Genomic DNA, 20,313 nt, shown 5'->3' with positions numbered 1-20,313 from the left:
TCCTTATTTTATTAAAAATTTAAATTATGAAAAGACCCCAATCTATATCCGTAATTTTTACAATTGTTATTTTAGCTGTAACGTTAATGGGTTTTAAGACTAAGCCTGTACAACAAGATCAGATATTAGAGTCCAAAGAAACTGTAATTGATCAGGTTACTTCAGGGACAGAATTGATAGGAGAATGGGTTAAAAAAGATGACCCAGAAACAGTTATCATATTCAAATCAGATAAAACAGTAGTAAAAAAGTCTAAAACAAAGACAACACAAAATACGTGGTCTGTAGATACAAAAAAACGTGAAGTGTGTATCGGTAGTTCAGAATGTATATATTATGAAGCCACAGAAAATGCTCTTTTTTTATATATAAATAAAAAGAGAGAGTGGTATAATAAATCTCTAAAAAAATAAGAGATAGCTCAATATGAGTGTTTTTTGAAACAACAATACATCACAAAACTTTATAAACGGTAACGAGTATATGAAAATATACTCGTTATTTTTTTGAGGATTATTCGTAAATTCCGTCAACGAATAGATAAGTTTAATTGCCGAGAAACAATACAATATCAAGCTACAAATATCACCTTGTTATACTCTTTTAGAGTATTTTATTAAAAAATATCATGTTGTTTGTCCAAAAATCAAAAAAGCGTTCGTCATAGTAGTGTAAAAAATAAATAATCACTTAAAAAAACAGACAAATGAAAGAATTTATGTTTCTTTTTAGAGGAGATGATAACGTATGGGATTCTAAATCTCCAGAAGAACAGCAAATGCATATGCAGGAATGGCAACAATGGATTGGCGAAATGGCCCAGCAAGAAAAATTCGTTGGAGGCGAACGATTATTTTCACACGGAAATACAATTCATCCCGGAGGAACCAAAGTAACCGATAGACCTCTAACAGAAGGTAAAGAGTTAGTAGGTGGATATTTGATCATAAAAGCAGATAAAATAGAAGATGCTACCGAAATGGCAAAAGGATGCCCTGGATTGCAATGGAATTCTTATGTAGAAGTAAGAGAAGTATGGCCAGAGGATTAAGATAATAGAATATTAAAAAGATATAGTAATGAAAGAGTTTATGTATATTATCCGTGGCGGACATGATGCTAACCGATCACCAGAAGAGATGCAGCAACATATGCAACATTGGCAACAATGGATGGGTGGTTTGGAGAAATCAGAACAACTTGTTGGTGGTCAACCATTAATGAACGAAGCCAAAACATTAACCGAAGGTGGTAAAAAGGTAACCGATCGTCCATTAGCAGAAGGTAAAGAACTGGTTGGTGGATACTTGTTAATTAAAGCAAACTCTCTGGACCATGCAGCACAAATAGCTAAGGATTGTCCAGGTTTTGAATATGGATGCAGCGTCGAAGTACGAGAAATAAGTCCAATGGAATAACTTTTTGGAAAATAGAGATCACATAGATCATACATTAAACCATCTTTTTAGACAAGAGTCAGGAAAGATGGTTTCTGTATTGATTAAAATATTCGGTATCGAAAATATAGAATTAGCCGAGGACGTGGTGCAAGATGCTCTGGTTAAAGCTCTGGAAACCTGGAAATTTAGAGGAATGCCAGATAACCCAAGAGCATGGTTATATCGTACAGCTAAAAACAAAGCGATAGATATTATCAGGCATAATAAACATAGTCGTGTTATCGATTTTTCTGATCCCGAAAAACAACTTCTAACTTCGGGGTATACACTAACCACTACAATGGATAACTATTGGCAGGAACAGCATATTAAAGATGATTTCTTAGGAATGATGTATGCATGCTGTCACCCCGATATCTCGCAAGAAAATCAAATTACATTTATTCTTAAAGCGTTATGTGGATTTAGTACCAAAGAGGTTGCGCGATCCTTTCTTAGTAATGAAGATACTATCTCTAAAAGGTTGTATCGAACCAAAGAATATTTTAGAAAACACAAGATACGCCCTGTGATCCCGACTTCTGATGAGATAAATCCAAGAACTAAAACTGTTCTTAATGCCATCTACCTCATGTTTAACGAAGGCTATAATTCTACTCATGCCGATCAGTTGATTCGTAAAGATCTAATTAGTCAGGCAATGCTTTTATGTAAATCTCTGTTATCAGAAAAACGTACACAATTACCCGAGGTATATGCTTTGATGGGATTAATGTGTTTTCACGCTTCAAGAATTAATAGTAGGCTAACAGAAGAAGGAAGACTTATTTTACTTTCTGAACAGGGTCGTACAACATGGGATGCAAAACTCATTCAATCTGGTGGACAGTATCTAAACAAAGCTGCTTTTGGAGACGAACTCTCAACATATCATCTCGAAGCTGCTATTGCATATCAACATTGCTGCGCAAAGCAATATGCAGATACGAACTGGAAAATGATATTAGAGTATTATGAACTCTTATTAAAAATCGCTAACGATCCTATCGTTTTTTTAAATCGATGTCTGGTTATTCTAGAACTCAGAGGCCCAAAAGAAGCACTAACAGCACTCGAAAATGTAAAGAACAATAAGTTACTAGAAAAATATTATCTATACCATGCAACTTTGGGTGAAATCTATCAGCGATTAGAAGATAATCGTACAGCATCATCATACTACCAAAAAGCAATACAACTTACCCAGTCTAAACAAGAAAGACAGTTTCTAAAAGATAAAATTGCTCGTATTTTGAAATAAAACAAACATCTATTATATCCTAAGATAGTGCCTTTTTAGAAAAACTTTTTTACCTTTTCAGAATGAATGTTTTTTATTCTGTAATTCCATGTGAAATATAAATAATACTTTTCACGGGAAACAGTGTACTATAAATTGAGTGTATCATAGATATTTGTTTACTATTCAAAATGTGTATGCTACATATTTAGTTTTGAAAAGAAACAGGTTTTGAATTTTTGATTTAGATAGTGGTATTTACTCTTAGAGGTGATGATATAGCTTTAAATGTAACCTTGTTATATTTTGTAGTATCTTAATTTATAAAAGCTTTGAAGAATACTTAGTATTAGGTAAATATAATAATATTGTAATATGGGAAACAACCAAGATCAGATACATCAGCTTTTGGAGAAGCTAGAAATTCTACTGAAAAGACAACAAGATTTCTCAACTCAAATACAAGATCTTAAAGATGAAATATATAAGATAAAAATATCTTCAGCCAAGCAGCCAGATATAAAAACAGAAAACCCAACCCCTGTTTCACCTATAGCAGAAATTACAAAAGAAAGTGCCAAAACTACACCCTCTTCTGTTAAACCTGAGGATGTATCACCAGCATTAGTAAAAGAAGAAAAAACTACTATTGCCAAAACTAGTATACCAAAAAAGAAATCTAACCTTGAAAAATTTATTGGAGAAAATCTAATCAATAAAATAGGTATCATCATTATTATAATTGGTGTTGCTATTGGAGCAAAATATACCATAGAACATGATCTAATAGGGCCATTAACTAGGATTATACTGGGATATCTAACAGGATTGGGGCTTTTAGGAATTGGAATGAAGCTAAAGAAAAAATATGAAAATTTTAGCGCTGTACTGGTTAGTGGTGCTATGACTATATTATATTTTATAACCTTTTTAGCATATGATTTGTACGGACTAATTCCGCAGACTCCGACATTTATTCTTATGTTATTATTTACGGCATTTACTGTTTTTGCAGCAATACAGTATAATAAACAAATCATAGCTCATATCGGGCTCGTAGGCGCATATGCGGTTCCTTTTTTATTAAGTGATGGATCGGGTAGAGTATTGGTTTTATTTAGTTACATGGCGATTATTAATATAGGTATTCTCATTATTGCCATCAAAAAATACTGGAAACCTCTTTATTTTTCGTCTTTCTTGCTTACCTGGATCATTTTTATGTCATGGTATGCAGGTAAATACACTATAGAAGAACATTTTACTCTTGGCTTTATATTTCTTACTGTATTTTTTATCACATTCTATCTTATGTTTTTGGTATACAAACTCAGAAAAAAAGAAAGCTTTAAAACCATTGATGTAATTCTACAGTTATCTAATTCATTTATCTTTTATGGTATTGGATTTTCGATGTTAAACAATCACGAATATGGTAAGGATTTATTAGGTGTATTTACATTGGCGAATGCAGTGATTCATTTTGTAGTTAGCGTTATTGTGCATAGATTAAAACTAGCTGATCGTAACCTGTTTTATTTTGTGTCAGGTATGGTTTTGATTTTTATTACAATTGCATTTCCTGTACAACTAGATGGAAATTGGGTTACACTGTTATGGGCAGGAGAAGCGGCATTGTTATTTTGGATTGGGCGAACCAAAAAAGTACCGATATACGAAATACTTTCGTATCCATTGTGGGCCTTAACTTTTTTTAGTCTTTTACATGATTGGATCGTAGTGTATTATCGATATAGCCCAACACTACCAGAAACCAAATTAATACCGGTGTTTAATATTTATCTTATGACATCAATATTGTGTATTGTGTCTTTTGCATTTATTTATATCACACATCGTAAAGAGAAACTATCTTTTCCCTGGCCAAAACAACCTTGGTTGTATACAATGCTTACCATAGGTCTTGCATTACTATTGATATGTACCACTTACTTTACATTTTGGATAGAAATAGATAGTTATTGGAACCAGGTTTATCAAGATATAGATCACCAATATATTTCTCAAAATATCAATAGTACAGAGCAGTATACAGTATTATCAGATACCAGAAATTTTAAAGCCATTTGGCTCATTAATTATAGTTTATTGTTTCTGGTTATTTTGTCTTTTGTAAATATCAAAAAAATCAAAAATAACGTTTTTGGATATATCACTCTTGGTTTTATGATGTTTGCTCTTTTTGGGTTTTTAACTCGAGGATTATACCTGTTAAGTGAGTTTAGAGCTAATTATCTGGAATTAAAAGAAACAGAATTTAGTGCAGAAGCCTTTTCCAATATAGGTATACGATACATTTCTTTTGTATTCGTGGCTGGTTTACTATTTACTTTTTATAAATATGTACGACAAAAATTTCTTGGTAGAACCTTTAAAATAGCTTTTGAAATTATACTGCATTGTACATTAATCTGGATAGTAAGTAGTGAATTAGTACATTGGTTAGACCTGTCGGGGTATACAGAGACATATAAACTTGGATTGAGTATTTTATGGGGTATTTATGCTTTGTTACTCATTGTTTTAGGAATATGGAAAAGAAAAAAATATCTACGAATCTTAGCAATTATAGTATTTGGAATTACACTTATAAAATTATTCTTTTATGATATTTCACATATGGAAACTATTGCCAAAACTATTGTATTCTTAGCTTTAGGAGTGCTTCTTTTAATTATTTCATTTTTATACAATAAATACAAACATATTATAGCAGATGAAACAAATAGTAACTAGTTTTAAAAATCTCTTCATAAAGAATAAGAATATGTTTAAAATCTTTAAAGTGAGTACGCAGTGATTATATGTGTTCTTAATTTGTTTGCAGATAATTAAAAAGAATTAAACTCATGAAAAAGAAAATTATAATATTCCTGGCATTATTGGTTTGTTTTGGGACTTATGCCCAGATGGATCAATATGCTTATAAAAATATATTGCCAGAGATAACAGATATCTGGCATGCAATTAGTCTACCCGATGAAATGTTTAGTAAGGTTTCGCCAAACCTATCAGATATTAGAGTTTTTGGGATCACAAACAAGAAAGACACGATAGAAGCACCTTATCTTTTACGGTTAAAAACCGAAAAAAAATCCTTTAATAAAGTACCTTTTACCATCTTAAATACTTCATATAATGAGAAAGGGACATATATTACAATGGAGATTCCAACTAAGCAATCAATTAATCAAATTCATCTAGACTTTGAGCAATCAAATTTTGATTGGTTGATTACTTTAGAAGGAACTCAAGATCGTAAAGAATGGTATACCATAAAGGAAGACTACCGTATACTTTCTATAAAAAATGAACTTACAGATTATCAATTCACCACAGTACGATTTCCTAATGCGCAGTATCACTATTTTAGGATACTGATAAAAAGTATTAAAAAACCCGTTTTACAATCGGCTAGTGTAACCAGATATGAAGTTAAAGAAGCAAACTACAAGAAGTATAACATAGAAAGACTAAATATCCAGAATCCTAAGGGGACCAAAAATACCATTATAGATGTTAATCTTAAAGTACCAGTCCCTGTAAGCTATATTGGTCTCGAAGTACAGGAGACTTTTGATTATTATCGTCCTATATCTATTCGATATATAGCAGATAGCATACAAACTAAGCAAGATAGTTGGAAACCCCGTTATAGAGAGCTTGGTTCGGGAGTGCTTAATTCTATAGAAGATAATGCATTTACCAATACGAGTACAATTGCTCAGAACTTTAGAATAGTGATCGATAATCATGATAATCAACCTTTAAAAATTAATAAAGTCATCGTTAAAGGATATCAACACGAACTTGTTACACGTTTTGCAAATCCAGGAACATATTATCTTGTTTATGGAAATGATAAAATGAAAAAACCTTCGTATGATCTTAATCATGTATCTGCCAAAATCCCGAGTGAGATGACAACGCTACTTCCCGAAATACAACAGACTATTGACCAAGAAGAAGCTGTTGTAACAGAACCCTTGTTTGCTAATAAGATCTGGTTATGGGGTATAATGGGTATTGTGATCCTATTATTAGGAGGATTTACATTATCTATGATGAAAAAAAAGTAAAAAGTATGTTATTTTCTGGAATAGGAAGAAGTTTTTGACCTCCTATAAAGTGGTTTTTTACTATCAGGATGATAATAAAAACTTGTGAAAGATACTTGATTTTGGTTTATGTGTCTCTGTTTCCATTTTTTTTCATTTTTTTTTGAATCTTTTTGTCGAATTTTTTTTGAGTATTGATAGGGGGTACGAGGCTTTAACAGGGGGAAAAACCCCTAGGTATTGTTGTGGAAAACCGTAAACAACTTTAAAAATAATTACTTATGTTAGCAGTATTACACGTATGATAATGAAGTTTTTAATCTTACCAAATAGGTTTGTAACCAACTACAGTTTCATAGTTTAAGAATTAGTACCCTATGCAGGCATATCTTAGTGTAATAAAGTGCCAGAAAATGAATAAGAAATAAGTAAAAATAAAAACTCTACATCTTACCCGTTGTGGTGAGATTGCGTCCAATATATTAAGCTCTAGCTTACGGCGGGCCCCAAAAATAAAATTTGTAAATGAAAATTGAATTACTATCTATTTTTGATGGATTATTTAGTGTAAACACCAAAGAAAAGAAGCCAGAAAAGAGTACTGCTAAAATTTTTATAACAGATACACATACTAATTCCGGAAGAACATTGATGATCGAAGAAGAAACCTATGCTGTTTGGGCTTACCTCTTGAGCACAGATAAAGAAGATATTGATTTTGATGGCTTTCTATGTGCGGTAATCGATCCAAAATTTTCTGGTGTAAATTCACATAAAAATATCCTAGAAAGAAGAGATGCACCATTGCCTGCCTTATATGCTAATCGATACAGTTATGTTAAAAATCTTAAAAAGAAAGATATAAAAATACATTGGCAAGAAGAGCATGTAACCATATTCATAAAGAAAAAAGTATATCTTATCATGGATCTAAATACAAAGACCAGTTATTCAAAAGGGCTGGCAGATGATTGTGACTACGGAAAACAACTAAAAAGCTAAGTAGATATACAATGTAAACTTATTTATTTTGATGGATTACTTACCTAAGATATACCTGATCTTGGTATAAAGTTGTTCATTATCTTCTCTCAACAACATTTACTTCTCGATGAAATACAAATATTTAACTTTTGACAGAATGTCGAGATAGATATTTAATATAGAGGTATGATCTTACCGTTCAGCAAAAATATTTAACTGCAAGAGTATGATTGTATTACCTTGATGCATAGAACAGAATTAATGACTGCTAATAGGTGTCATACGATCTCATAAAGTAATTTACCCTTTTTGTCAGTTAAAAATCAAAAAACAATGAACAGAAAAATCATGCTTATAATTAGTCTTTTAACTATAAGCCATTTATTTTCTCAACAAATACCAGATACAATTTATAGTCCTGAAGTAACAGTAAAAATGTATCCAAAAAAATCTGGTACTACGATACATATAGATCAAGGACATCGCAATTTTCATACAAAGGACAACAGGTTTTTGCCTTTTGCAAAATTAGTAGCAAAGGACGGTTATAAAGTTGCTGGTTTTGAAGGAAAATTTGAAAAAGATAAATTAAAAGATCTTAAGATATTAGTAATTTCTAATGCTCTATCAGAAAACAGCAGACCTCCTTTTGTAGCACCTACAGAAAGTGCTTTTTCAAAAAATGAGATAAATAATGTAAAAGAATGGGTTAAAAATGGAGGTTCTCTTTTTTTGATTGCAGATCATATGCCTTTTGCTGGTGCCTCTGCAAATCTTGCAAAAGCATTTGGTTTTACATTTTATGACAGCTTTGTAATGGATCCAGATGATAAAGGCATTTTTGATTTTTCCAGAAAAAATAAAATGCTCAGTCATAATATGATAACAAATGGTAGAAATATTAAAGAGCGGATAAATCGTATAAGGACTTTTACCGGTCAAGGATTTAAAACACCAGAAAAAGCTACTTCAATTTTAAATTTAAAAAAAGAATATACTGTATTTATAACAGATACGATGTGGGTTTTTAATGAAAACACACCTAGAATCTCTGCAGAAAATTTATCACAAGGAGCTGTTTTAGAATATGGAAAAGGTAGGATAGCTGTATTTGGAGAAGCAGCCATGTTTACTGCGCAAATTGCCGGTAGAGATAGAGTTAAGGTTGGGATGAATTCTGCAGAAGCTGCGGAAAATTATCAACTGTTACTTAATCTAATACATTGGTTAGATAAAGTGTATTGATCGAACAAATTAAGAAGTGTCAATATATAGAAACACTAAAAAATATATTTATGAAAAACATACTGAAAAACAACCTCCTTTTAATAACTTCATTTTTGCTATTAGCAGTATTGCACTTTCCTAAATCTAATGCTCAGCACGCTGTTACAGAACAATATTTTAGACACATGAGGTATAATCATGTATCGCCACATGTAAAGATAAAAGGAATTCATGAAATAAATCATCAAGAAGCTCAACGTACTTCTCATTATGTGTTTAAGTATAATGAAAAAAAACAGTTGACAGAGATTATTAACTATCACTATCATGATCAGCGAAAACACCCCTTAGCAACAATAGGGGCCTATAGAACAGTTTTTGATTACACTAATGGGGTAGAGACCCGTGTTTTTTTTGATAAGAAAGGAAATCGAATGATCAATGATCGCGAAGTGTATAAAGAAGTATATCAATATGATAAAAAAGGATTTATAAATGCGCTGGATTTCTATGATCTGAATGGTGACCCTATGGAATCTAATTGGAAAATTGCGAATTATAGGTGGTCAAAAAACAAAAAATTAATAGTTGAAAAGAGATATGATTTACAAAATACTCCTGTTAATATTTCACCATATTTTGAATTTGGGATAACAGGAATTTTATATAGAAAAGACGGGTCTCCAAAAGCTAATTATAATCTTAATGAGAAGTTAGAAGTTCAAGAAAACTCAATAGGAGTGGCCTCTTATGAAGATACTTATGATAAAAATGGAAACCATATTAGATATTCTTATCACAATGCAAAAGGAGAATTAACTAAAAATCAGTGGAATTTTGCAGCGAACAGCCAAGAATTTGATGACAAGGGATACCTCATAAAAGGAGCAATGTTTGACGAAAATAATGAACTGACGCACGAGCGAGATTTTCCTTCTGTTACTCATGTAAGAATGGCTAGTGCGGTAAGTAAAAAAGATACTATAGAGATCAAGGAAAGAGCGTTAGGGTATTTAATAGCACTACAAGAATTAAAACCTGATCTTATGAAAGAAGTGTTTCATGAAGATTTAGCAAAGAGAACGATGGGTTTTGACCGAGAAAAACAAAAAGAAGTGATTAGAGAAACCAGTTATGAACAGATGATAGAGTTTGCAAAATCATGGAATAAGTCTGGAACCAAGTTTCCGCCTAAACCAAGTAATGAAATAAAAATACTAGATATCTATAACCGTATTGCTACTGTTAAATTGATTTCAGACAATTGGGTAGAGTATTTACATCTAGTAAAAACAAATAACCAATGGCAAATCATAAATTTACTTTGGCAGTATAAGAATGTAGATCGATATCCAAATTAAAATAAATAAAAATCATACCTACGGTACATTATAATACAGATTAAAATAATGAAAAATAAAATATCAATATTTATCCTGATTGCCTTAACACCAATGCTTCTTTTAGCACAATCAAATAATGATGTTATAAAAAGAATAGAAGGGTTAATGATCAAAAACTATGTTTTTCTGGATAAGGCACAGGAGGTAAATAAACATCTGGATAAATTAATGGAAGAGAAGTATTTTGATACTTTTAAAAAGCCAGAAGATTTTGCAAGAGCATTGACAAAAGAGATGCAAAAAATCACAAATGATAAACATCTAAATATTGCTCCTCCAAGACCTCGAAATAGTAGACCGAGTAATCCTTTAGGTTTCATTCCTATGCATCTGCAAAACATAGAGCGTTTTCGTATGGGAGGATTTGGAGAAGTTAATTTTTTTGAAGGAAATGTGGGGTATGTTCACCTAAAAGGATTTAGGGTAGAAGACACTATAAAAGTAGATCCTCTAATGAAATATTTGTCAACTGCTGATGCTATAATTATAGATTTAAGAGGGAATGGGGGAGGTAATGGCCCTGTTGGAGTTAATTTAAGTAGTTATTTTTTTCCTGAAAACCTACCATTAACTAGTGTATACACAAGAAGAACAGATAGTATGGAAAACTATAGTACAGTACCCGTAAAAGGTATGCAAAGGCTGGATGTTCCTTTATTTATATTAACCAATGGCAGAACCTTTTCTGCATCCGAAGCTTTTGCATACGACCTACAAGCGAGAAAAAGGGCTACAATTATAGGAGAGAACACCGGTGGCGGCGCACATCCTGTAAATTTCATGAGATTACCATTGGGATATAGGCTTATTGTTCCAATTGCACGATCAATCAACCCTGTAACAAATACAAATTGGGAAGGTGTTGGAGTGATACCCGATGTTAAGTCTTCTGCCGATGATGCGCTTGAAAAGGCCAAGAAAATAGCCGCGGTAAGTGCATCAAAATATAGAGAAAAACCTTTTAAACAGCTAGAAAAGGTTTTGGAAAAAACAGAGTATACAGAACAAGACGAAAAAACTGTTTGTGAACTTCTACAATTGATATTGAAAAGAGGACATATGGAGAGTTTTATGGTTAATGATATGGGATATAATTATTTGGAAAAGAATATAAAAGCTGCTTTGGTAATCCTAAGAGCAGGATCAATACTTTTTCCTGATTCTCCGAATGCACAAGATAGCTATGCTGAAGTTTTAGCACAAAATGGGCAAAATAAATTGGCATTAAAACATTATGAAGCCGCCGTAGCTATTGCAAAACATAGAAAAGATAAACAAGTAAAATTGTACCAGAAGAACTTAAGCAATTTTAAAGATAAAATGTGATCATATGTACTATTTGTAGTAGATGACAGGTTTATTTCCAAACCTTTTTTCCGGTCAGGTATATTTTTTCCAAAGCCTGATCTCTATAACTTCTTCCCATCGGGATGGTATGATCATTTATTTCTAATACATTTCCTTGTATAACACTTATATAGTGAAAGTTTACTATAAAAGATTTGTGAACCTGTACAAACTGAGACGATGGTAATAGTTCTAACATTCCCGAAAGGGTTTGATAAGTAACAAAAAACCTGTCTTTTAGTACTACTTTAATATAATCTTTTAAGCTTTCAATTAGAAGAATATCAGTATAATACACCTTTATTTTTTTGTTATCTACCTTAAAAAAAGCAGCGCCAGGAGAAGTTTCTGGAATTTTTATGGGTTGATCTGTATGTGCTCTTATTTTTTCAATAGCTTGTACAAAGCGATAAAAGGGAATTGGTTTTATTAGATAATCAACAGCATTAAGCTCAAAGCCGTCAACAGCATAATGACGATGTGCTGTTGTAAAAATAACCTTAGGAGGAGAAGAGACAGCTTTTAAAAAATTGATCCCATTTAGCATAGGCATTTGTATATCTAGAAAAATAAGATCGATTGTTTCGGTATTCAAAAATTCAATAGCAGATAAAGCATCATCAAATTTTCCAACTTCGGATAAAAAATCTAACCTGCTGATGTAATCAGAAATAACATCCTGAGCTAATGGCTCATCATCTACAATAATACATTTTATAGTACTCATCAATTTTCTAATTGTATACTTAGGTCGACATAAAACTTATGCGCACGTTCTTCTAACCTAAAGGTATGTTTTTGAGGGTAAATAATCTGTAATCTTTTAGATAAATTTTGAACACCTATTCCGTTTTTATTACTTTCTTTTACAGAGTTTCCTACAGGATTGATAGTGCTGATATGTAATTCATCATTAGTAACCGCTATTTTTATTTGTATATCTACATCTCCTCTTTCATTCAAAGAGCAATGTTTAAAAGCATTTTCGACTATAGGAATTAAGATAAGAGGAGTGATCATCACACCGCTAAAATTACCAGAGATTTCCATCTGTAGATTCAAACGATTTCCAAAACGTAACTTCTCTAATTCAATATAATCATGCAAGTGATGTATCTCCTTTTCTAAAGAAATTTTGTCTTCACTGCCCTCATATATGGTATATGATAATAGGTTTGATAGCTGTAATAGGGCTTCTGGAGTTTTTTTTGAACCTTTTAATGATAATGAATACAGATTGTTTAATGTATTAAAAAGGAAATGAGGATTCATTTGTGATCTCAGAAAATTCAATTCACTGATCTTTTGTTCTTTTTTTATTTTTTCTAAGTTGATCTTATTTTCGTAGTAATCCTGTAAAATCTTAATAGCAGTAGGAGGACCAAACCATAATAATATTGCTCTTGCAAAATCTAGTATTCTGGGAAAAGAAAAATAATCAGAAGGAAGTTTTGGTATGTCTAATAAAACCGGATAGATAAAGTAATATTGAAAAAGTTTTACAAGTAATGAGTTTATAATAAGAAGAGGAATGAAAGCCAGAAAATAATATGCATAGCGTTTGGTGCTAATATACTTAGGCCACAAGTAATACATATGTATATAATAAAATGGAATTTCTAATAAACAACCCAGGTACTTATAAGAAGCTTTTATCAAAGAAGCACCATACATTACATCCATCAATATCCAAATCAATAAATAAAGAATCCAAAAAACGATATGTTTTAAGGTTCGATTTTTAAAAAATATAGAAGTTGTCATAGTAATGTAGATGCATTTAAGTATATCCCAAACAGGATAAAATGGATCGTAATATCGTTAAATTATGGGTATTGGGCTATTATTTTCTCTCAACAACACCTCTTGCTCGATGAAATATAGAAATATATGCTGATGTAATGTGTTTATAGCCTATATAATAAAGGTTAGTTACACTTGCTATTTCTTTCTTAGGCCGTATTTTTTATATGATTCCCTGATAAAAAACTATATTTGTTGCTTAGTTATAATTGCATTTTATATAACTAAACGTAAACCATTTTTGAAAACGGAGTAAGTTTAAGTACTTACTCCGTTTTTTTGTTTTCATGAAAAAAGGATAGAAGAGGATAATGAAATAAGAACCAATGCGATACCCGTTACTGTAAAAATCAATTCTATTGTTTTACCATTTTAGTTACAATTTGTGAACCATCATTTCCTTCAATGTTTATAAGATAAATCCCAGGTCTATAACGACTAATGTCAATATTCTCTTCCTCACCAGAAGTGTATGTAAATTTTTCTACAAGTCTACCACCAACTGTGAAAATTTCACCTTGATATACAATGATATTTTTTTGTATTGAGCTAATTGTAAATGTGTTTTGAGTTGGATTAGGGTAAATAGAAAACATCTCCTTCTCTACAATAGGAGGACTAGTTGGATTGTCTTTTACATTTAGCGTTGCTTCAAACATTCCTCGGCCATGAGTAGCTGCTACAATTTTTGCATCTGATTCTCGTATGGCAATCATATCTGTTCTTACATTAGCAAGGGTTTCATTTTTGGGAAACCATTCAACTTCACTTGATTTTATATCATCTGTAGCCCACACACCAATTTCTGTCGCTAATAGTACCTGAGACCTATCAAAAGGATTGAATAATCCCCATCGTACAGGCATATCAGGTAAGTTATTTTCTTTTTCAATCCACGAGGATCCACCATTATCACTATACCAAACAGAACTAATGCCATAATTAGAAAAAGTAATCAAAATTTCATCTTCTGTTTCACCGATATCAATACTGGATATAGTGGCAGGAGGAAATGAATTACTGCCGATCTCTATAGCTGTAGGGGTATCACTCTGCGCGTTTGTTACTTTAAATAATTTACCAGATTGAGTACCAATAAATAATGTCGAAGTTCTTGTTTTGTCATATGGCGATACTTTTACGCTAGAGTAGGGTACAGTCGATCCTGTGTTTAGCGGTGTAAATTTTGAAAGTATAGTATCACTTTTTATCTCAATTGTTAATAACTCATCAATATGTTGATTATCTGTTGAGGAAATTGCACCACCAAGCCCCATTGCGTTTGCAAAAATTGTATTGGTTTGAGAGTTGTAATCTGTTGCATTGATAAAAGTACCACTCAATGAACCAAAATAAGTAAAATTTTCGCCAGCATCCCTGCTGATAAAATATTGATTATGATATACAGAAGTTATCCTAATATGGGGTTCGTTTTTATCAACAAACGCAAATACACCATCTCCACCACTTACCATATCGGTCACATCAATAGGATTACCATCATATCGTAGTGTACCATTATCCTGCGTTCCTCCATAATAAATATCAATTCCTTTTCCCGGGTGAATACCAACAGTATAGTATTGAATAGTATTTAAGCCTTTATTTACATCAAAAAAGGAAGGAAATATATTTAAAAAGTTATCAAATTCGGCTACATTAGAAGTGGTCATATTATTTGAATAGAATACACCTCCGTCTGTAGAAATAAGAACTTCATCAGAAGAACCTGGTCTATATATAATAGTATGTTGATCTGCATGAACATATTTTGGGAATTTATGACGATTTGCTATCCAGTAAGAAACTGATTGCCATCGTAAAGCACTAGCATCTGTAGTATCAGCAGTATCAGTTCCTGTTAATTTAAAACTATTAAAGCCACCAATCATGATCGTGTTTTCATCATTGGCATCTACTCCTATAGCCATGGCATGCCAGGTAAGCGACCCCCAGGCTCCCCAGCCCAAATCTCTACTCGGACCTGCAAATTCTGACCAAGTGCTACCAGCATCAAAAGATTGCAAAAGAATACAAAAACTACTCGAATCTCTTATGAATCCCGACGGGAATTTGAATCCTCCACTTATAATAGCATAAACTCTCTTTGGATTAGAAGGAGCAACTGCAAATTTTATTCTACCTGGGTAAAGATCACTTAAGGGATCAAATCTGCTTGTTGCAAAAGAATCATCAATAGTCCAATCAGTTCCATTTAAAGAACTAAGTATAACACCGGCTCCATTTTCATCTACATTTCGCATTGTACCGACGAGAAGCTTTCCTCCATCAACTTCTTGTATGTCTGATGGAGCATATGGTGTAGTATCTCCTACTATATTCGGAAGCACTTGTACCCAGTTAGTACCACCATCTATTGATCGATATAATCCATTGGTACTATTAGATCCATGTGGAGCTCCTTTATAGGTTCCCGAAGCAACTGCAGCATAGAGTACACTTGTACCAGCTTCATTTCTAACCAGAATACCGTTTACATAAGCAAAATCAGTACTTGATGGTAAAAGCTGCCAGGTTTCACCATGATCAACAGATTTCCATATACCTGTACCACGACCAGAGGATTCCCGATAAATATTTACAGCTGTATAAGATTCTCCCGTTCCCACATACATCGTATTACTGTTATCAGGATCAAAAGTAATGGCACCTACAGCCAGATTTTCAAAAAAACCAGATGCATTTTCCCAGGAAGATTCTGGATTTGTAATATCATTATTATACCACAGTCCACCAGTAACCGATCCTCCCCATATTTTCTTATGTGTTGCGTCTGAAGGATCAAAGACTATTTTTCGAATTCTACCCGATATATTAGCAGGGATATTTTTCCATTGTATTTGATCACTACTGTTTTTTTGTAATAATTTACTCTTAAGTGCTTGTGCTTTGGTAAATTGAAATGATTTTAATAAACGCTCTTTAGGTACATTTTTTGTTGTCGGATCTAGAGTAGTAAGATATTCGTGAAGTGCAGCAAAATCTGGTCTGTCAGGCTTCTTACTGTTTAACTCTCCTTGTGTTACATGTGCTTTTTGATAGGTGTTATTCAAAAATGCCTCATGTTCTTCTCTAGTGTTAGTAGTTTCTATATTATAATATAATAACCATCCGCATAGAATTATAGTTAACATAATTGTTATTATGCGGTAGTTTGTAGTTTGTGTTTTCATTCTACAGAGTGTAAGATTAGGTTGTATTTACTATATCAGAATATTAATGCTGTTTACATTAAGAATACTGATTATATATCATGAAATATTATAAAAATACAGAACATCAAAAGAACTCACTTTGATGTATTGTAGTTATAAATTAAAATGATTTTTGTAAATATAACCAATTGATTAAGAAATTGTATCTCTAAATTTATATTGGAATAAATAGAATGGTTTTATATATAACATTTTTTTTAGAAAAGAACCTATCCGTTATTAGAAGATAAAGTATCCAAAAGACCTGAAAAATTGTAGATTCCATTTAATTTAACACACTTCCACTGTCACCAGATTGTGAACCAATTACATTCTTCACAATTTGTATTTTTTAGAACTCTCATTTCTGGTTGGCCCATGTGTTAATTGAGAGTAATGGTACTTTGTTGTTTTTCAGATCTTTTGGGTACTAAGCAGCAAGTTCCCCATTTCCTACTGTTTCTTTGCCTGTTTCGATTGATCCCCATTTAGAACTAGTATTAAATTTAATTGATACAGGACTTTCACTTCTAAGGGTTTCAAGAATAGATTGTAATTTTGTTTCATGAAAATAGAGTACTATACTACCATTGCTATGTTGTTTATTTTCGGGCAATGTCTTTTCGTTTTTAATAATAGCTAAATGCCCTACATATTCTTGACTTTGTCCATAAAGGTATACGAACCCCATTTGGTAACCGCCACCGCCAGCATAATTACTAACAATTTGAAGACTATAACTTTCTACTTTGTGTGAAACAATCATTATTTATAAATTTTGAAATATGAGTTAGACTGTTTTGTTTATTCAAAAGTAGTGTATTAGGTGTTATCAAAATAGAGGGAAAACACGGATTCTGAGTAGGGGATATTACCCCTTGTTGGGTGGATCATCCATAATTGTATGATGTAATAATTAAGACCAAAGTGCATACTAATGATACATTTTATATACTACTTTGACTTATTAAAACAATGTGGAATTTGTTTTTTTAGAATCTTTACATTTTTTATAAGAACTTCTCTTATCTTAGAAAGTTCTCGAAAGATAAAACCCTACAGATTTTTCACTGAATTGTGGAGCAAAAGCTATTCCATCCAGTTTTTTGAAAGGATTCCAGGAGATAAGATGATTAAAATGGTATACCAGTTTTACAGACAATATTCCTATACCAGCTCCAACCAAAACATCAGAGAGGTAATGCATATTATTAAGCATTCTTAAACTTCCTGTAGTAATAGCAAAAAAGTAACCACTATATGCTAAAAGAGGATTGGTGTTTTTAAACTCTTCATATAATACCGTGGCTGTAGTAAATGCTGTAGTAGTATGTCCCGATGGAAAAGAATTAGCGTTTGTAGAACCTCCCGGTCTGTATTTGTGAACCTCTCTCTTTAATAATGAAGATGCACCATTACTTATGAGAGATGAAAGAATAAGATTTTTGGTTTGGTCAAACCAATGACTTTTTGACTTTGCTCCTAAAATATCGGCAGCATACATTTCTACAACGGGAGCATACCTGGTGTAATCATCCATGCCAAAATAAAAATCATCACCGACCATATTTCTAAGATCTTTCTGAAATGATTTCTCAAAGCTGGTTGTAGATAAAAGAATACCAGTAGCAATTAACGCTACGGGTATGATTCTTTTACTAAATAAAGTTTTCTCTGGTTTAAATTCTATCTGACTAGAATTCGTAAATGTTGAATTGGTAAATGGGGCATCAGTAAATTGAGCATTGGCAATATTGATATATAAAAATATCAATGCCAGGGTTAGCATAGTTCTCATACAATAATTCTTTTTGGGGCTGTAGATAGTTTTGATATACTTGATATCAAAAAAACCTAACAAAATAAATATACTGTATAATTACTAAAATTATGTTAATAAAATTCATTTTGTTAATAAATAATTAACAATTGCTATAAAAATACTAGTACTTTAACATTTTGTAGATTACTCTGTATACTGCTTATTAAAGTAAACCGGTAGTATAAGTGATCTTGATTATCAAAATAAAAAGGTATAGGGTTAATATTCCTTAAAAAAGACGTACATTTGCACGCAATTAAATTTTAATTGCGATGACAGCACATGAATCCAAAATCGTTGGAGAAGGTTTAACCTATGACGATGTTCTTCTAGTCCCTGCTTTTTCTGAAGTTCTACCCAGAGAGGTGAGTATCAGGACTAAGTTTACAAAAAATATTATACTTAATGTTCCTATCGTTTCTGCAGCAATGGATACTGTTACAGAAAGTCGTATGGCTATTGCTATGGCTCAAGAAGGTGGGATAGGAGTGTTACATAAAAACATGACTATCGAAGAACAGGCAATTAAAGTACGCAAAGTAAAACGTGCAGAAAGCGGTATGATTATCGATCCGGTAACATTACCTCTGGATGCTAAGGTGATTGATGCCAAAAACAATATGCGAGAGCATAGCATTGGTGGGATTCCAATTGTAGATGATCATTATAAATTGATTGGTATTGTTACCAATAGAGATCTTCGTTTTGAGAAAAATGATCAACGGCCTATATCCGAAGTAATGACTAGTAAAAACCTGGTTACAGTAGGAGAAGGAACATCATTACAGCAAGCAGAAGTAATTTTGCAAAATAATAAGATCGAAAAATTACCTGTAATAGATAAAGAGAATACATTAGTTGGTTTGATTACTTTTAGAGATATTACTAAACTGACTTTAAAACCAAATGCAAATAAAGATAAGTTAGGACGTTTGCGTGTAGCAGCTGCTATTGGAGTTACCGGTGACGCTATTGAGCGAGCAGAAGCTTTAGTAAAATCTGGAGTAGATGCTGTAGTTATTGATACAGCACATGGGCATACCAAAGGTGTAGTTGCAGTATTAAAAGAAGTAAAAGCAAAGTTCCCAGAATTAGAAGTAGTTGTAGGGAATATTGCGACTGGAGAAGCTGCAAAATATTTGGTAGAAGCAGGTGCTGATGCAGTTAAAGTAGGAATTGGTCCTGGATCTATATGCACTACAAGAGTAGTAGCAGGTGTAGGATTTCCCCAGTTTTCTGCAGTATTAGAAGTAGCTAATGCGATAAAAGGATCTGGAGTTCCTGTGATTGCAGATGGAGGTATTAGATATACGGGAGATATTCCAAAAGCTATAGCTGCAGGAGCAGATACAGTTATGTTAGGTTCACTTCTTGCAGGAACGAAAGAATCTCCGGGAGAAACAGTGATTTACGAAGGAAGAAAATTTAAAACCTATAGAGGTATGGGATCTGTAGAAGCTATGAAGAAAGGTTCTAAAGATCGATATTTTCAGGATGTTGAAGACGATATTAAAAAACTGGTTCCAGAAGGGATAGTAGGTAGAGTAGCCTATAAAGGAGATCTTGTAGAGAGTATACATCAATTTATAGGAGGATTACGTGCCGGTATGGGATATTGCGGAGCAAAAGATATTTCTACACTACAGGAAAATGGTCGTTTCGTGAAGATTACTGCTAGTGGTATTAATGAAAGTCACCCACATGATGTAACTATTACCAAAGAAGCACCTAACTATAGCAGAAGATAATAGCTA

At 32.4% G+C, this 20,313-nt stretch carries 16 protein-coding genes; 11 read left to right on the top strand and 5 right to left on the bottom strand.

Annotated features, from left to right (window positions below; genetic code table 11):
• Positions 1–26 precede the first annotated feature (26 nt).
• The 10 genes from Z054_RS0103875 (at position 27) to Z054_RS0103830 (ending at position 11,698) form a co-directional block, all read left to right on the top strand.
• A complete protein-coding gene (locus Z054_RS0103875; RefSeq protein WP_152538460.1) occupies positions 27–413 on the top strand; it encodes a hypothetical protein in 387 nt (128 codons plus the stop codon).
• 293 nt (positions 414–706) lie between these two features.
• Entirely contained in the window at positions 707–1,051 is a 345-nt protein-coding gene (locus Z054_RS0103870) for a YciI family protein (RefSeq protein WP_024768780.1), read from the top strand.
• A 40-nt stretch (positions 1,052–1,091) separates the two neighbouring features.
• A complete protein-coding gene (locus Z054_RS0103865; RefSeq protein ID WP_241461385.1) occupies positions 1,092–1,418 on the top strand; it encodes a YciI family protein in 327 nt (108 codons plus the stop codon).
• 4 nt (positions 1,419–1,422) lie between these two features.
• Complete coding sequence (locus Z054_RS0103860; RefSeq protein ID WP_024768778.1) at positions 1,423–2,700, top strand: RNA polymerase sigma factor; 1,278 nt, start codon at positions 1,423–1,425, stop codon at positions 2,698–2,700.
• A 354-nt stretch (positions 2,701–3,054) separates the two neighbouring features.
• Entirely contained in the window at positions 3,055–5,436 is a 2,382-nt protein-coding gene (locus tag Z054_RS0103855) for a DUF2339 domain-containing protein (RefSeq protein WP_024768777.1), read from the top strand.
• A gap of 113 nt (positions 5,437–5,549) precedes the next feature.
• Complete coding sequence (locus Z054_RS0103850) at positions 5,550–6,779, top strand: DUF3999 family protein (RefSeq protein ID WP_024768776.1); 1,230 nt, start codon at positions 5,550–5,552, stop codon at positions 6,777–6,779.
• A 504-nt stretch (positions 6,780–7,283) separates the two neighbouring features.
• Positions 7,284–7,760 carry a hypothetical protein gene (locus Z054_RS0103845; RefSeq protein WP_024768775.1) on the top strand — a complete coding sequence of 159 codons (477 nt, stop codon included), beginning with the start codon at positions 7,284–7,286 and terminating at the stop codon, positions 7,758–7,760.
• Positions 7,761–8,075: 315 nt separating this feature from the next.
• Positions 8,076–8,987, top strand: coding sequence for a hypothetical protein (locus Z054_RS0103840; RefSeq protein WP_024768774.1), 912 nt, complete (start codon positions 8,076–8,078; stop codon positions 8,985–8,987).
• A 50-nt stretch (positions 8,988–9,037) separates the two neighbouring features.
• Complete coding sequence (locus Z054_RS29880; RefSeq protein WP_152538459.1) at positions 9,038–10,330, top strand: nuclear transport factor 2 family protein; 1,293 nt, start codon at positions 9,038–9,040, stop codon at positions 10,328–10,330.
• A gap of 48 nt (positions 10,331–10,378) precedes the next feature.
• Positions 10,379–11,698: a S41 family peptidase gene (locus Z054_RS0103830; RefSeq protein ID WP_084050087.1), complete on the top strand. Its 1,320-nt coding sequence runs from the start codon at positions 10,379–10,381 to the stop codon at positions 11,696–11,698.
• Between the two features lie 31 nt (positions 11,699–11,729).
• Here the strand turns inward: Z054_RS0103830 and Z054_RS0103825 are convergent, their stop codons facing one another.
• The 5 genes from Z054_RS0103825 to Z054_RS0103805 all read right to left on the bottom strand — a co-directional run bounded on the left by Z054_RS0103825 (position 11,730) and on the right by Z054_RS0103805 (position 18,535).
• Entirely contained in the window at positions 11,730–12,446 is a 717-nt protein-coding gene (locus tag Z054_RS0103825; protein WP_024768771.1) for a LytR/AlgR family response regulator transcription factor, read from the bottom strand.
• Positions 12,446–13,483 carry a sensor histidine kinase gene (locus Z054_RS0103820; protein WP_024768770.1) on the bottom strand — a complete coding sequence of 346 codons (1,038 nt, stop codon included), beginning with the start codon at positions 13,481–13,483 and terminating at the stop codon, positions 12,446–12,448. Before Z054_RS0103820 ends, Z054_RS0103825 begins: the two co-directional genes overlap by 1 nt.
• Before the next feature lie 395 nt (positions 13,484–13,878).
• A complete protein-coding gene (locus tag Z054_RS0103815) occupies positions 13,879–16,677 on the bottom strand; it encodes a T9SS type A sorting domain-containing protein (RefSeq protein WP_161635239.1) in 2,799 nt (932 codons plus the stop codon).
• Between the two features lie 490 nt (positions 16,678–17,167).
• Entirely contained in the window at positions 17,168–17,503 is a 336-nt protein-coding gene (locus tag Z054_RS0103810) for a hypothetical protein (RefSeq protein WP_024768768.1), read from the bottom strand.
• A gap of 264 nt (positions 17,504–17,767) precedes the next feature.
• Positions 17,768–18,535, bottom strand: coding sequence for a phosphatase PAP2 family protein (locus Z054_RS0103805; protein ID WP_035090512.1), 768 nt, complete (start codon positions 18,533–18,535; stop codon positions 17,768–17,770).
• Between the two features lie 296 nt (positions 18,536–18,831).
• Here Z054_RS0103805 and guaB point away from each other — a divergent pair, with 296 nt between their 5' ends.
• On the top strand, positions 18,832–20,307 hold the full coding sequence (guaB, locus tag Z054_RS0103800; protein ID WP_024768766.1) for an IMP dehydrogenase: 1,476 nt from the start codon (positions 18,832–18,834) through the stop codon (positions 20,305–20,307).
• The last annotated feature ends 6 nt before the right edge of the window (positions 20,308–20,313 follow it).

The organism is Aquimarina macrocephali JAMB N27 (assembly GCF_000520995.1).
In the GTDB taxonomy this organism is placed as follows: Bacteria; Bacteroidota; Bacteroidia; order Flavobacteriales; family Flavobacteriaceae; genus Aquimarina; species Aquimarina macrocephali.
The sequence above is the reverse complement of the archived record's forward strand: the minus strand, read 5'-3'. Positions and strand labels throughout refer to the sequence as shown.

Bases quoted from the DNA above. Each gene is read 5' to 3' on its own strand.
- Z054_RS0103875 (WP_152538460.1), top strand. From the start codon at position 27: ATGAAAAGACCCCAATCTATATCCGTAATTTTTACAATTGTTATTTTA.
- Z054_RS0103870 (WP_024768780.1), top strand. From the start codon at position 707: ATGAAAGAATTTATGTTTCTTTTTAGAGGAGATGATAACGTATGGGAT.
- Z054_RS0103865 (WP_241461385.1), top strand. From the start codon at position 1,092: ATGTATATTATCCGTGGCGGACATGATGCTAACCGATCACCAGAAGAG.
- Z054_RS0103855 (WP_024768777.1), top strand. From the start codon at position 3,055: ATGGGAAACAACCAAGATCAGATACATCAGCTTTTGGAGAAGCTAGAA.
- Z054_RS0103850 (WP_024768776.1), top strand. From the start codon at position 5,550: ATGAAAAAGAAAATTATAATATTCCTGGCATTATTGGTTTGTTTTGGG.
- Z054_RS0103845 (WP_024768775.1), top strand. From the start codon at position 7,284: ATGAAAATTGAATTACTATCTATTTTTGATGGATTATTTAGTGTAAAC.
- Z054_RS0103840 (WP_024768774.1), top strand. From the start codon at position 8,076: ATGAACAGAAAAATCATGCTTATAATTAGTCTTTTAACTATAAGCCAT.
- Z054_RS29880 (WP_152538459.1), top strand. From the start codon at position 9,038: ATGAAAAACATACTGAAAAACAACCTCCTTTTAATAACTTCATTTTTG.
- Z054_RS0103830 (WP_084050087.1), top strand. From the start codon at position 10,379: ATGAAAAATAAAATATCAATATTTATCCTGATTGCCTTAACACCAATG.
- Z054_RS0103825 (WP_024768771.1), bottom strand. From the start codon at position 12,446: ATGAGTACTATAAAATGTATTATTGTAGATGATGAGCCATTAGCTCAG.
- Z054_RS0103820 (WP_024768770.1), bottom strand. From the start codon at position 13,483: ATGACAACTTCTATATTTTTTAAAAATCGAACCTTAAAACATATCGTT.
- Z054_RS0103815 (WP_161635239.1), bottom strand. From the start codon at position 16,677: ATGTTAACTATAATTCTATGCGGATGGTTATTATATTATAATATAGAA.
- Z054_RS0103810 (WP_024768768.1), bottom strand. From the start codon at position 17,503: ATGATTGTTTCACACAAAGTAGAAAGTTATAGTCTTCAAATTGTTAGT.
- Z054_RS0103805 (WP_035090512.1), bottom strand. From the start codon at position 18,535: ATGAGAACTATGCTAACCCTGGCATTGATATTTTTATATATCAATATT.
- guaB (WP_024768766.1), top strand. From the start codon at position 18,832: ATGACAGCACATGAATCCAAAATCGTTGGAGAAGGTTTAACCTATGAC.